The organism is Streptomyces sp. NBC_00510, assembly GCA_036013505.1.
Taxonomy (GTDB): domain Bacteria; phylum Actinomycetota; class Actinomycetes; order Streptomycetales; family Streptomycetaceae; genus Actinacidiphila.
Window position 1 is genome coordinate 308249 of the sequence record CP107851.1, and the last position, 14012, is coordinate 322260.

At 69.3% G+C, this 14012-nt stretch carries 7 protein-coding genes; 3 read left to right on the forward strand and 4 right to left on the reverse strand.

The annotated features are described in order from the left end of the window. Positions 1 to 7 precede the first annotated feature (7 nt). The 3 genes from OG937_01470 to OG937_01480 all read right to left on the reverse strand — a co-directional run bounded on the left by OG937_01470 (position 8) and on the right by OG937_01480 (position 6766). A complete protein-coding gene (locus OG937_01470; protein ID WUD70469.1) occupies positions 8 to 667 on the reverse strand; it encodes a hemerythrin domain-containing protein in 660 nt (219 codons plus the stop codon). A gap of 489 nt (positions 668 to 1156) precedes the next feature. Continuing rightward, positions 1157 to 3943 carry an AAA family ATPase gene (locus OG937_01475; protein ID WUD70470.1) on the reverse strand — a complete coding sequence of 929 codons (2787 nt, stop codon included), beginning with the start codon at positions 3941 to 3943 and terminating at the stop codon, positions 1157 to 1159. Positions 3944 to 4726: 783 nt separating this feature from the next. After that, positions 4727 to 6766 (reverse strand): multicopper oxidase domain-containing protein, encoded by a 2040-nt coding sequence (locus OG937_01480; GenBank protein ID WUD70471.1) that lies wholly within the window; start codon positions 6764 to 6766, stop codon positions 4727 to 4729. A gap of 996 nt (positions 6767 to 7762) precedes the next feature. Between OG937_01480 and OG937_01485 the strand changes: the two genes are divergently transcribed. After that, positions 7763 to 8152 (forward strand): hypothetical protein, encoded by a 390-nt coding sequence (locus OG937_01485; protein ID WUD70472.1) that lies wholly within the window; start codon positions 7763 to 7765, stop codon positions 8150 to 8152. 403 nt (positions 8153 to 8555) lie between these two features. Next, on the forward strand, positions 8556 to 9488 hold the full coding sequence (locus OG937_01490; GenBank protein ID WUD78597.1) for a helix-turn-helix domain-containing protein: 933 nt from the start codon (positions 8556 to 8558) through the stop codon (positions 9486 to 9488). A 226-nt stretch (positions 9489 to 9714) separates the two neighbouring features. On the opposite strand, the gene OG937_01495 is transcribed toward OG937_01490, so the two are convergent. After that, the gene (locus OG937_01495) at positions 9715 to 12357 is read right to left on the reverse strand and encodes a PQQ-binding-like beta-propeller repeat protein (GenBank protein ID WUD70473.1); all 2643 of its coding nucleotides are present in this window, start codon (positions 12355 to 12357) and stop codon (positions 9715 to 9717) included. 1078 nt (positions 12358 to 13435) lie between these two features. Here OG937_01495 and OG937_01500 point away from each other — a divergent pair. Next, the gene (locus tag OG937_01500) at positions 13436 to 14002 is read left to right on the forward strand and encodes a hypothetical protein (protein WUD70474.1); all 567 of its coding nucleotides are present in this window, start codon (positions 13436 to 13438) and stop codon (positions 14000 to 14002) included. Positions 14003 to 14012 lie beyond the last annotated feature (10 nt).

Consider the following 14012-nt stretch of genomic DNA (forward strand, 5'->3'; position numbering starts at 1 on the left):
GGGGAATTCAGGCGCCGATGCGGGGCGGTGTGGCAGTGCCGTGGACCCGCTTGGCGTGGGCCGCATACTGGCGGCGTGCCATGGCCGGGACGAGCAGCCGAACGGGCAGGGGGGCCAGCGCGAGGACGGCCTTGACGACCTCGGGGTCGCCCTCGTACATCGCCATTCCGAAGACGAGCGCCATGACCTTCTTCGGAGTGACCGCCTTGCCGTGCTCGGCGAGCTGGTGCCACTCCTTCGCGGTGAGATGCTTCTCGACCAGCGGCAGGATCTGCTCCTCTTCCAGCGCCATGTGTTCCACGAGAGCGGCCGTCAGCCTCTCGAACGCGTCAGCGAGCGCTTCGCCGCCCTGCCCGGTTGAGCGCCAGCCGCCGAGCAGCCCGGTGACCTCCGTGTGTCCGTCCTCGATGGCCTGGTGCTGCTGCTCCATGGTCGGCACGATGGCCGCCGCCTCCGCGCCCCCGCGCTCCACGAGCTTGGGCCACAGCAGCAGGTCCTCGCCTTCGTGGTGCTGGTGCAGGACGGCGCACACCAGAGCGGCGTGGGCACCGACAACCTCCGCGCGCCGGATGTCTCCCGGCGCGACGGACCGGATGAGGCCGGGCAGCAGCCGGAACTCCCGGCGCAGCCCCGCGTGGGCCATGTACATGTCGCGCGTGTCGGCCATAGGTTCATTGACGAGTGGAGCCATGTTCTCTTCCCTTGTATCGCGGCAGCACATCCCGCCACGGGATGCGGCCGGTATTCGTCGACCGGGCACGACGTCGTGTAAGACCGGACCGCCCGGTGGGCTGCGATACCGTCGCCGTCGAAGAAGGCTGCCGAGCGGGGCTTTCCGGCAGGCCAAGCGCTACGAGTCAAGGCGCTTGCTTTGCCGGAAACGGAGAACGGGCCGCAGCCGCCAGAGGAGCATGCCAAGAGGACGCATCCCCGTGCATCGGCCAGATGACTTGACCACGCGGCCCAGGTAAGGGATGACGGAGCAATCTCAACTGAACCGGGTGCCGAGGATCCAACTCGAGGGCTTTGTCGTTCTCTCGTTCCGCCCGAGGGGCCGGCGCCCTACGGCCGGTGTCGTCGAGACGGCGGGGTCGCTTGGGGCGGGGGGTCAGGGCGCGGCTGCCGGGTCAGGCCGGACGGAACCGCAGCGACGTGGTCAGGGCCGGTCCAGGTCGGCCAGGGCGTCGCGCAGCGCGGCGCGGGTGGTGATCCCAAGTTTGGGAAAGACCTGGTAGAGGTGGCCGCTCACGGTGCGGTGGGAGAGGTGGAGCTTCTCGGCGATCTGCTTGTTGGTGAGTCCGGAGGCAGCGAGCCGGGCGACCTCGGATTCCTGTGGCGTGAGCCCGGCGGGGTCCGACTTGTGCCGGGTCGCCCACCCGGCTGCCTTGAGGTGGCGTACGGCCCGGTCGGCCCATGGACGCGCGCCGAGCTCTTCGAAGATGTGCAGCGCGGTCACCAACGTCTTTCTGGCGGCTTTGGTCTTCCTCGCTTGCCACAACCGTTCGCCGTAGGCGAGGGTCACCCGGGCCCGCTCAAAGGGCCAGTCGTCGATGCCGGGAAGCGACAGCGTCCGCTCGAACAGTGCCGTCGCCTCGTCGGTGTCCGTGGCCGCCAAGGCCGTGGCGCCGCCGACGAGGAGCGCGAGGCGTGGCGAGATGTGTGCGATCCCGGCTTCCTGAACGGCCCGCACATGGGCGGTCGCCGCCGCCCGGCGGTCGGTGCGCAGGGCGGCTTCCACCAGGTCCATCACCACCCAGACCGCGTGCGGGACGTAGCGCGCCAGCGAGCCGGCCGGGCTGATGGCCTCCGCGTGCCGGAACGCGCTCTCGAAGTCCCCTTCCGCCAGCGCCGCCAGCACCCGCAGGTGCGCTGCAGTACTCATCATGTGGCCCACGCCCCGGGACGCCGCCTGGGACGTCATCGCGTCGGCCGTCTCCACAACGGAACCGACATCACCGCGTGCCGCCGCGACCAGTGCCTTCTCGTACCGGAAGTACCAGGTGTAGGACGGGTAGTCGACCTGCCCGCTGAGCAGCAGTCCTTCGTCGGCCAGGCGGATCGTCTCGTCCCAACGGCCGGTGTTGAACGCGTCCTGGCACAGGAGCGGAAGAACCCCGAGCTTCTTGACGGCCAGGCCTGCGCCCTGTTCCTGGCCATGGATACGGCGGGCAGCGTCGCGCGCACGGGACAGCCTGTCCACGTAGACGCCCGCGGTGCCGATGCGGACGATCTTCGTCGGATCGCTCTCATGGGCAAGCCCGGCGAGCAGTTCGTCCAGTTCGCGCAGCGCGGCGACGCCGACCCGTGCGGGATCGCCGAGCGCCGCCGCGGACACCGTGATCACCGCGGGCACGTCGGGAAGGCGTGCCACGATCCTGTGGAAGGCCTGCCACAGTTCCTGCCGGCCGCCGAAGTGGCACAGCAGGATCAGCACGTAGAGGGCTTCGTCGAGCGCGGGATCGTAGGAGCCACGCCGGTGGAGCGTCTTCTCGATGGCGTTGACCATCACTTGGTGGGCCGGGTCGATGTCCCCGGTGCCGTTGAGCATGAGGTGGACCGTGGTGGCCGCCGAGTAGAGGGAGGCGTGGTCGTCGGTGCCGGCTTGCCGGGCGTCTTGGAGGAGGTGGGAGGCGCTGGCCAGTTCGCCGGTCGCGTCGGCGCTGATGAAGGCTGCCTGGGCGAGTCGGCGGGCGCGGTCGGGCGCCGCGGGGCTCAGGTGCCCGGCCCGCGTGAGGGCCCGGATCGCGGCGAAGGAGTCACCGCGTGTGCCGGCCATGTGGGCGCTGCGTTCGAGGAGGGCCGCGACCTCCTCGTCGGGCTCCACGGACGCTTCGCCCAGATGCCATGCCCGGCGTTCGAGCTGGTCGTGCAGCACGTCGGCGATGGTGCAGTGTGCCGCACGGCGCTCCGCGGTGGTGGAGGCTCCGACGACCGCCGAGCGGATCAACGGGTGCCGGAAACCCAGGCGGTGGCCGCTGTCGTCGATCCGGACCAGGTCGTCCTGTTCAGCGGGGCCCAGGTCAACCAGCGTGGCCTGGACAGAGGGGTGCTGTCCCGCGCGTTGCAGGACGGCCAGGTCACCGGTCCCGTCCAGCGCGGCGATCAGGAGCAGACGGCGCGAGGCGGGCGGCATCCCGGCTACGCGCCCGGCGAAGAGGGCTTCCAGGCGCCGGCCCAAGGGAAGGACCTCGGGGAGGCGCTCCAGCGCGGAACGCTGGGGTCCGGTCAAGGCGGTGGGCAGCTCCAGCAGCGCGAGCGGATTGCCGTGGGCGGCGGTGAGGACCCGGTCCACCACGCTCCACACCAGGCCCGGATGACGGAGGCCGACGAGTCGGCACGCGGATCGGTGGTCCAGGGGCAGGACCTCGTGTGTGGGCAGGCCCGTGCCGTCGAAGAAGCCCCTGCTTCCCCCGCGGGCCGCAGCCAGGAAGGTGATACCGGTGCCGGTGAGGCGGCGGGCCACAAGCCCGAGGACCACGGCACTGGCCCGGTCGACCCAGGGAAGGTCGTCCACGACCAGCAACAACGGCTGCTCCGCGGCCGCACGACGCAGCAACGCCAGTGCGGCATTGGCGACGACGAGGCTTTGCGGTGTTGCACCTGTACCGAACCCCAGCGCCACCCGCAGTGCCTCACGGTAGAGGTCGTCGAGCGCCTCGATCTCCTCATGGAGAGGGAGAAGCAACTGGTTGAGCGCGGAGTACGTCATACCCGTCTCGAATTCCGCGCCCGCCGCCCGCAGGACGCGGACACCGGCCGCCGCAGCGCGCCGGGCGACCGCGTCCAGCAGGGCGGTCTTGCCCACCCCGGGCTCGCCCGACAGCAGCAGCGCCCCGAGGGCGCCCGCCGGACGGTCGAAAAGGTCGTCGATCAGCTCCAGGTCCTTTTGACGCCCGACCAGTTCCCCCGGTTCGCAGTCGTGCGAACGGTGATCGCGGCTCACGAACGTCTCCCAATTACTTGGATCACACAGGGCGCACAGCGTCTGTCCGCCCCGGTGGTGCAGTTGTTCGGCCGCTGCCGGGAGAGCGGCAGCGGGTCCAGACCGCGGTGGACGGCTGCCGGGGACGGGGCCCCGGACCGGACCGCTGTCCGAGCCGGCCGTAAGGCGCCCACCGTCTTCCTTGAACGCCCACTGCCGGCGTTTCGTTCCAGGCGCGGCAGCTGTGCCGGGCCTCTCACGGCCCCCCGTGGCCTTGGCGGCTGGGGGATCGCCGTCGTGTTCGCAACGCGCCACGCCTTCGGGAGTCGTGAAGGAGGAGATCGGCGCCCATCCTGATCGTCTCGCCCGCCTCCTGGCGTGATGCGGCCCCGAATCGGTCGGTGTCGGCAGGACCGCCCAGGCGGGGAGGCGTCGCACGCGTGCGCCGGCCGGCGTGTGGCCACGCTGCGTCCACCGGCCACCTCGGACTCACGTGACATCTCAGCGCCGGTCGCGAGAACGCGGGGCCCTGGGAGGGATCTCGAGCCGGTTCGCCGAGACGGGTTCGTCGCGTATCTCTGGGTCGGCCGCCCAGGTGGTCCGACGGAGACCCGGCGGGTGTGTGCTGGGGGGGCACCGTTCCTGAGCGGCGGCACTATCACGGAAGGATCCGAGGGGAAACAGCCGGGAACGGCCCTGCCCTCTCCATCCTCTCCTGACCGCTGCCGGACTCCTCCCGTGCTCCTCCGGTCGCGGCCACCGTGCGGCGGGCCTTGGACAGGGAGGCCCGCCGCACCCAGCCCGTCAGCCCATGGCCCCGTGGTCCATCGCCCCGTGGTCCATCGGCGGCACGGCGCCACCGTCGGCGGCGGGCTTGCCCGGGGTGTTCATCATCTTCAGCATCATGTTCTGCAGGGTGAGCACCTCCGGCGGCATGACGACGAAGGGACGCATCATGCCCTCGTCCTCGTGGTCGAGGATGTGGCAGTGATACATGAACCGGCCGGTCTCGCGTCCGAACTGGCCGGCGACGGTCACCATGGAGTTCGCCGGCATGTTGACGGTGTCCTTCCATCCTGACTCGCTGACGGCGATCGGCATCGCGTCCTTGATGGTGATCGGCCGGGTGGTGCCGCCCAGCGCGGTGTCGAAGGCTGTGCCGTCGACCATGCGGCGCTCGAGGAGCTGGAAGTTCATCAGGTGGATGTGCATCGGGTGCTGGATCTGCTGCTGCACCGGGCCCACGCTGATGAACGTCCACTTCTCCCAGCTCCCCGCCGCGGCGAAGAAGTTGGTGGCGTCCTCGAAGCGCTTGCCCACGACGCGGAAGGTACGGGTTCCGCCGGGCAGGGCGAGCTGCACGACGCCCTTGCCGGTGCCCGTGCCCGCCGGAGCCTCCTGCAGCTCCATGATCGTCGGCATGCCCATCGTGTCGAAGGAGAGCATGACGAAGCGCTCGACCGCGTCCTGCGGGATGTCGGACGGGGTCAGGTGCTTGAACCGCGGGTCCAGCTTCTTCGGCGCGACGTAGGACTGCTTCCGCCCCCTGCCCACGCGGAACTGCATAACCTGCGGGTACGGCACGCCGGCCGCGGGCACGGGCGTGCCCGCTGGGGCGGGAGGCGCACCGGGGGCGCCGGGCGCGACGTTGACGAGCCTGAGCCGCCGGCCGCGGAAAGCCGCGAAGTCGATCACGATGTCAACGCGCTCGGCAGGGGTGAGGGTCAGGCTCCCCTCGACGCCCTGCGGCTTGTCGAGCAGGCCCATGTCGGTGCCGATGACCTTGATCGCGCCCTTGACGGGCTGCCCGGTCTCCTCGTCCACCAGAGCGAGGATGTAAGCCCGGGCGTTGGAGACGTTCACCACGCGGAAGCGGTAGGCGGTGGCCTCCACGTCGAGGTAGGGCCACACCCGGCCGTTGACCATGGTGTAGGGGCCCTGGAACTGCACGGCGGCCGCCATCACCCCGGGGATGGACGGGCCGACCTGGATCCGCTTCGCGAGGAGCTGCCCGTTGATCCGCCCCTCGCCGTCGGTGTCGAAGTTGACATCAGCGATGGTCAGCGGGATCTCGTACCGGCCGCGCGGCAGATCGAGGCGGTCCTCGTTCTCGTCACGGATGATGTAGTTGCCGAGCAGGCCCGCCATCACGTTGAGCGCGGTCACCGGCATGGCGTGATCATGGTAGAAGAGGTGCGCCGCGGCCGTGTCATTGGTGTACTCGGCGAGCTGCGCGCTGCCGCGGGTCACGCCCGAGTCCGGGGCCCCGTCGGAGATCGCGTGCTGCCGGCCGCCGTGCAGGTGGACCGAGGTCCAAGCGGTCAGCGCGGCCACCTCGGGCCGCTCCTTCGCGCCCCGCGAGCCGGGGGTGTTCAGGGACAGGAAGCCCGGCGGCGGCCCCTCGGGCTCCACGAAGACGCCCTTGACGGGGCTGGTGCCGGTGAGCTCGTTCCGCCAGGCCAGCCGGAACCGCTGACCACGCCGGGCCTCGATGGTCGGGCCGGGAAAGTAACCCTCGTACGTCCACATGCGGGTCGCGGGGAGCTGCGAGTGTAGACGTATCTTCATCTCGACCAGGCGCACCTCAGTGGTGTCCCGGCTCGAGGGCTTCAGAGTGGGCGGGATCGGCAGCTCGTCCTTGAACGGCGTCAGCTCGGTCACCCGCGGCGAGGAGGGGCCCTCGAGGTCCAGGGCCTTGCCACCGCTCAGCCGCGCCGACGTGTCCACCGCAGCCTTGGCCTCGGCGCCCCCACCGGCCAGCAGATTCATCCCCCCGTAGCCGGCCACGCCGGCCACGGCGCCTCCCGCGATCCCGAAGAAGGTCCGCCTCTTATGCGCTGCCACGTGCTGTCCACTCCTTGATGTTCGTTTCTCCGACGGCTTGTACGCCCGCCCGTGTCCGGATCCACCGGTGAGCGAGCCCGTCGTCATGCAGGGCACCCGGAACGGGTCACCACATCGCCGGCTTCCGCCGAAATACAGGCACTGGCCACAGAGGCTGCGCCGCTACTTCCCGCGGTGCGCCCGCCGATCCCACGCGGTCGGCCTGGGACCGCACTGAACGCATGCACGCCATGGAATCCGGACGGCAGACACGGCATGCCAGCAGGCTTTCCGGCGGTCTGATTCACGCCGGTCCGCGCACACCCCACCACGATCCGTCATGGCGGGTTCCCACAGCTCATGGGCGGGCATGCAAGACCTCTCACCTTCCGAATCGCCATGAGCCTGTGGTCATGTGCGGATACGGCATATCCGAACCAGATCCCGTTCGAAGCCCAGTCCGGTGATGGCCGCGAAGGTGAGCGTACGCATCGACGCGTGGCCGAGCATGAGTGTGATGACTTGTTTTCCCGTGGGGCAGCCCCCGTCATCCTTCTTCGGTGCATCGGCTGCCGTCGCCCCGTCACCCCGCCGAAACGGTGGAATGGGCATGACCAGCCGAAGGGCGCCGTGCGGATTCCGGCGTCCGTGGTGCGGACACGTGGCGTCGGCTCACGGGGACTCTGCCCCGGCTGCGGCCGGGCGCCCGTTCCCACGGCGCCGGTCCCGCGCTCAGGGTCGGCTCGTCGACGGCGCCCACGATCAGCACCAGGTCAGCCATGACCGGCTGGGGGTCTTCTCACTGGTGGGCGTGGACGGTTTTGAACGCCGACATCCGCCTTGTAGGCCTGGTGGTCATGGTCATCGGGGGTGCGCAGGTCATACCGGCATTGGGGAGTCCCCAGCTCTCAGCGAGTCATCGCGACCGCGACGTACAACTGCGTACGTCCGCATCAGGCGGTCGATATGCAGAGCCCGGCTGACCGGTTCAGGCCTGTGCCGCGGAAGGAGCGGGAGGTGCTGGGCCTGAAGGTGCCGGGGGTGGTGTCGGTCGTCCCGCAGCAGCGGACGGCTGCGGTGGTGCCTTGCGCCTTGGAGCGGGCTGAGGTGATGCCCGCCGCGGTGATGCCAGAGGCGTCCGTGCTGCCGGGCCACGCCGCGTCGGTCGGCTCCTCCTCCGGCGCCGAAGGTGAGCCCGGGCGCGCCGTGTCCTGGCGGGCCGACTACCGCTGGCTCAACCACCGATACGACCGCGTCCCCTCGATGACTGGCCTTCCTCGGTCTCGCCACCGCCCTTTGCTGCTGCAAACAGCGCGTCTGGCGCTCCAGTACGAGAACGTCAACCGGCTCGGCTACGTCCGTGGCCCCGAGGGCATCGCCGTCGGACGCGGTGAGCAGCTCAGCTGAGGGCCGCCGGAATTCGCCGCGCTCCCAGGGCGAGCGGGGCCGGCCCTGCCACGGCCGACTGACGGCTGCTACGCATCTTGGCATGGCCAGCGGTACTTGTGAATTAAGCTTGACGGGCTCGCACGGCCTGTCCTGCCTCGAAGGTCGGCGCACATATCAGCAGAGTCACCGGCACGGACCGGCACGCGCACCGCATCTCCGCCCGCTTCCGTACCAGCTCTTCCGGAACAATCGGACTGCTTGATCCGGCTACCGACCTACATGCCGACGGACTTGGCGCGTGGGTGTGGTTCCCGGTGGTTTCCCGGCGCACGATCGCGGTCAGGTGACCATATACACTTCGGATGTGATCATGCCAGGCATCTCGGGCGTCGACTCGCCGTCCAACTCCAGTTCACCTCGCATGCACATCCAGGTTGCACTGGCTCACGCGCAGCGCGACGAGTTGCTGAGACAGCGGTGGCGGAGACTGAACGACGCTCGTCCTTGGCACGTGCACTCGTTGCGAGTTCCGCGGCAGTACACGACAGGCCATTACCGGTGCTGGGTGGACTCCTCCGAGATCGGGGACATTGCCGTCAGCGAGCAATACGGCGACGCGGTGGAAGGCGTCATAGGCATGAAGCGGGCCACGGAGCGACGCACGGTGGTTCACATCATGCACAGTGGCGGGCTGAGCCTCACCGAAGCAGGTCGTACCGTTCAGGTCCCACCGGGCACGATGTGCGTACGGGATGCACAGGTGCCGCGGGAGTTCTCCTATCGCCCCGGCACACGGGCGCGGGTACTGCTGCTGCCCTCCGAAACACTGACCGGCACCGGACTCGACCAGCTGCCGACGCTCACGGTCATCTCCCAGAAAGCTCCCGAGGCGCGGCTGCTGCTGGGACAGCTTCATCTGATCCGCAGGATGCGGGGTGAATTGAGTCCGGCAGGCGTCCACGCCGCTCAGCAATCCGTCGTGCAGTTGCTGGCAGGCGCGCTCATGTCCCGGGGGGTGTCCGCCGACCCTGCCTTCCGCCCTTCGCTGCGCACGGCTGCCCGCAACTGCGTGGAAGCCCGGCTCCTGGACCCTCACCTGTCTCCGGCCGAGGTGGCAAGGACCCTGTCGGTCTCGGTTCGCACATTGCACCGAGCTTTCGCCGAAGTCGATGAGTCCCTGATGGCATACGTCCGGCGGCGCCGTTTGGAGCGAGCGCGCGAAGAACTCGTCGCACTGGGCGGGAGGTACACCGTATCCGCCGTAGCGGCTCGATGGCACTTCGCCGATGTAAGCCACTTCAGCCGGGCCTTCAAGCGGCAGTTCGGCGAGACACCGAGCTCGCTCGTTCACTGATGCCGCGAAGGAGCGGGAGCTTCCCGCTCCGGGCCGCGAGCGGACGATTCCCGGTCCACAACCGGGCTTTCGTCCACGGGTGGACCTTACCTCGCCGGCCGTCGCTGCTCGCCTCGATGCAGGATCGACGGCTCTCAGCGGCGCGCCGCCGCGTCCTGCCGAATGGGCCTTCGGCAGGACGCGGCTCGGCGTGCCTTCCACGGCAAGCCGTGGCGGTGGGCGGGCTCTAGTGAGCGGACACCGGGGTGGTGACGTTGCTGAAGTTGTTGGCTCCGGCGGCGTTGGCCGCCGTGACCGGGCCGTGCGTCCAGATGCCGAGGACGTTGTTGGAGATCGTATTTCCGGTGATCTGGATGGACATCGGCTCCACGGTGCTCACAAGCAGGCCCGTCGTCTGCAGATCGTGCGTGGTGCCCGTGTAGGTGTCCCCCACGACGTTGTTGGTGCCGATCTGGTTGTTGCTGACGACGTTGCCGCCCAGGTCCAGGCCGGACGCGCCACCGTGCACAGCCACAGCCGCCCAGCCGTTGCCGGTCACGACGTTGGTCTGCACGGTGTTGCCGTAGACCGCGCCGCCGGCCACGGCCGACGCGATAGTGATCCCGCCGCCGCCCGCCTCAAGTCCGTTGTCGAACACGTTGTTGCTGGTGATGCTGTTGCCGAAGACGCCACCGGCACTGGGGGCGCGCACGCCTCCAGGAGCCGCCGCCCCGTTGCGGGAGACCAGGGTGAAGCCGGAGCCCAGGGCGTTGCCGTGTACAGAGTTCCCGCTGAAGGTGCTGCCCGAGGCGGGACCTGTCTCGTCGCTGATGACGATCCCGGAGCTGTTGCCGCTGACGGTGCTTGCCAGCACGGTGGCGTTGGAACTGCCGAGCAGGTGGATGCCTCCGCCGCAGTCACCGGGCTTGTCCTGCGTCGGCCGGCACGGAGCGTATGAGTTGGCGACGGTGTTCGGGCCCGTACCGGTGTTGTTGCCCGTGACGATGGTGTTCGCGATGGTCGCGTTCTTTACGCTGTTGACCAGGATGCCCTCGCCGACGGCGTTCTTCACCGTGAACCCGGTCACCGTGACGTCGGGCGCGCTGATCTCGATGCCGTTGATGAGGTCGGTAGCGTCGATGGTGACGTTCGAACGGGCTTCGAGAGCCAGCGGCTTGGACACCGCGATGTCCTCGTGGAACGTGCCGTTGCAGACGACGACTCGACCACCGCCGGCCACTGCCTTGACAGCCGCGTTGATCGAGCTGAAGGCGGGAGTGCTGCAACTGGTGTCGGCCGCGGAGGGAACGGCGGTCGGCGAGACGTAGACGGTCTGCGGAAGGGTCTGCGGAAGGGAGAACGCGTAGAGCTTGTTGTTGTCACCCTTGGTCGGGAAGAACGGGCCCAGGTTCTGGGTGTGGTACCCGGAGCCCCAGTACACCGAGCCGTCCACGATCGACGCGCCGCCGAGGACCGCGCCCCCGCTGGGGAAGCCCCACTTGACGGCGCCGGTCGCGGCGTCCAGGGCGTACATGTTGTTGCCGGTGGGGTTCGTGGATCCGCCGTAGACGATGCCGTTCGCGCTGGACACGAAGGACATGGGGGACGCCGAGCCGGGCGTCGCGGTCTCCCACAGGATGTTCCCGGTGGCCGGGTCGAGGGCCGCCCAGAATCCGCCCGTGGTGGTCGACTTCTGCCCGGTCGCGGACGTGAGCGTCACGGGCAGGTGGTTGGTGTTGGTGTTGGCGACGTAGATGCGCTTGCCGTCGGCCGCCGAGCCCCACTGCAGGCCACCGAGGTTGCCGCCGGGGCCGACCGCCGTGGCCCAGACGATCTTTCCGGTGGCCGGGTCGAGCGTCCAGTAGACGCCGCTCTTCTGGCCGATACCGAGCAGGTCGGTGGTCTTGCCGTCGACGGTGGTGGTGAAGAGGTTGGGACCAGCGCCGAAGTCGAAGTCGTCACCGAACCGCTGGCCGACGGTCCAGGTGTCGGCGGTCAGGGTCTTGGTGCCCCAGACGATCTCGCCGGTGTGCATGTCGAAGGCGACGATGGAGTCCTGGTAGTTGTCGGCCGCCCCGGGATCGCAGTCGGTCTCGTCGGGCGAGGTGCATACGCCGGGCGGCACTGTGTAGTTGTTCCCCGTTCCGACGTACACCAGCCCCGTCTTCTCGTCGACCACCGGGTTGCTGCCCCACACAGCGCCGCCGGTGTAGCCCTCGGGAACGACGTAGGTCTTCCACAGCTTCTTGCCGGTGACGGCGTCCAGGGCGACAACGCTGCCGCGGAACGTGTACGGCGGGGCGAACTTCTCGGCCTTGGACGACACGCCGACGTACACGACACCGTCGGCGATGACGGGCGACGACGTCACGATGGCGGCCGGGTCGGCATCGATCTGGGTCTTCCAGAGCCTGGTGCCGGTCAGGGCGTCGATCCCGAAGAGGAACGCGCCGTCCGTGCTGTCGCTGCGCTGCTCGCCCGACCCGGTGACGATCTCGCCGTTCCAGTACGCGGGGCTGAGCCGCGAGATGTCGCCGGCGATCCCGGTGTACTCGCTGATCTGGTGGCTCCAGATCTTCTGACCGGTCGTCGCCTGCACCTTGTACAGGTTGCCTGCCCAGTCCGGCGCGTACACGTAGCCGTCCACCACGGTCGGCGTGGCCGAAACGCTGTCTCCTGTGGTGAAGGTCCACTTCGTCTTCAGGTTGGCCACGTTGTCCGTGCCGATGGTGCGCTCGGCGGCCGCGTTGTGCGTGTCGCCGAGGTCGCCACCCGCGTACGGCCAGTCGGACGCGGATGCCGTCGACGCGACCGGGGCCGCGACGGTCGCGGACGGTGCGGCCGTCGCCGCCACGGCGTTGGCGGGCAGGGACGCCATGAGTCCGGCCATGGCCAGCCCAACCACGCCAGCACGCACCCGCCTTCGCCTTGCGCGGGCGGGTATGCGGGGTATGGACATGAAGGAGCACCTCCCGATGCTTGCTGATCTTGCGATCGAGAGCATAGGGACGCCCTGCCAGGGCGGCGGGCCGCCTTTGGCGTGCGACGTGCAGCCTCGGCGGATGGGAACTGAGATCAGCGCGGCTCCGTTTTTGGGGGCTCTCGATAATGGTTCGCAGGCGTGGGGCGAGGATTCCTGTGCAGCTTCCGTGAGGCTTGGGATGTCCCGGAGCTGTGGACCGGGGCCTCATGAGGATTGCCCCGAACGGAAAACGCGGAAGCGAGTCCAGCGAGGTCATTTCCGAGGGCCGCCTGATCATTTTCTGAGTCCGGGGACACTCCGCCGCCGGGTAGAAGCATCGCGACCAGCACGATCGCCCCCGACTGGGAACTGTCCGGCGTGCGAGTGGCGCCACCCCAAGGGTCCGAACGATGCCGCCGACGAGGTCTTTCACTCATCGGCACCCCCAAGAGGGTGTTGCGGATTATCTGCCCGACTCAGGAGGTAGCCCGGCAGGACAGCGCTCGCTACGCCAAATTCCGCCACAGCCGCACATTCCTTCACTCGGCCATGACTCACCCTCCCCCCGACGAAGTTCTGGCCCAGTTTGGGAATCGGCACATCACGCCTGACGTCGCTGGACGGCGCATTCGCAGAAAGGGTGAGGCCCTTCAGTCGCAGGTCGCGATCCAATGCGCGGTCGACGCTCGGGGCGGCATCCACGCTTGGGTGGCCTCCCGGCGAGCGTGGCACGGAAGTTCATGTGCTTGACACTGGCCTTCCAGCGCTCCAGCCGCAGTGCGTGATCTTCATGCCTGGATGGCGTGCCGTGGGCAGCGGGCGGCCCGGGATCGGGCACGGTGGCGGCACCGCCAAGTGGAACAGCCGCGATTCCCCACCGTCCGGCCTGGTCCGCGCGATGCCGCGGGGCATCTTTTGTCCTGCCGTGCTCGTGAGAGCGACGACGCCCGTGTTCCGTGCGGAGAGCTCCGAGAGGTTCGGCCCAGGTGCCCGCCGGTGGCTGGCAGTGGCTGCCAGGGTCGCCGCGGTGCTGCAGGACGCCTGGCAGCGCCTCGCCGACCAGCAGGCAGCCGTCATTGCGGCGATCGGCGACAACGCCCGGTCCCGGGAGGTCGCCGCCCGTCTCGCCCAGTTCCAGGCCGCCATCACCGACTTCCAGCAGTGTGTCGACAGCGAAGCGCGGGCGTTCGTGTCCGTGCAGCTGCCGCACCTGTACGAGGAAGGGGCCCGGGCCGCGGCGCGCGCGGTCGGCGGGCACTTCTCGTGGACGCTCATCCACCGCGAGGCCCTTCAGTCGCTGGCCTCCGACTCCTACGCCGACTTCCTGCGCCGCTCGCAGCAGGAGCAGCGCATGGCCGGCGCGTTCTACCGGGCCGTGCGGGACGCCGCACGGCGCGAGGTGCCGCTGCTGGCCGCCGGCCAGACCACGGCCCTGCCGGCCGCGAAGGCCTTGGCTGACCGCCTGGCCGCCGAGCACCAGCTGACGACCGTGATCTACCGCAACGGGGCGCGGATGCCGGTGCAGGCGTGGGCGGAGGCGGCGAGCTCGGTGGCCTACAACGCGGCACCCTGAACCGAGCCCG

Coding starts and splice junctions, on each gene's coding strand:
- OG937_01495 (WUD70473.1), bottom strand. CDS start 12,357: ATGGCCGGACTCATGGCGTCCCTGCCCGCCAACGCCGTGGCGGCGACG.
- OG937_01470 (WUD70469.1), bottom strand. CDS start 667: ATGGCCGACACGCGCGACATGTACATGGCCCACGCGGGGCTGCGCCGG.
- OG937_01490 (WUD78597.1), top strand. CDS start 8,556: ATGCACATCCAGGTTGCACTGGCTCACGCGCAGCGCGACGAGTTGCTG.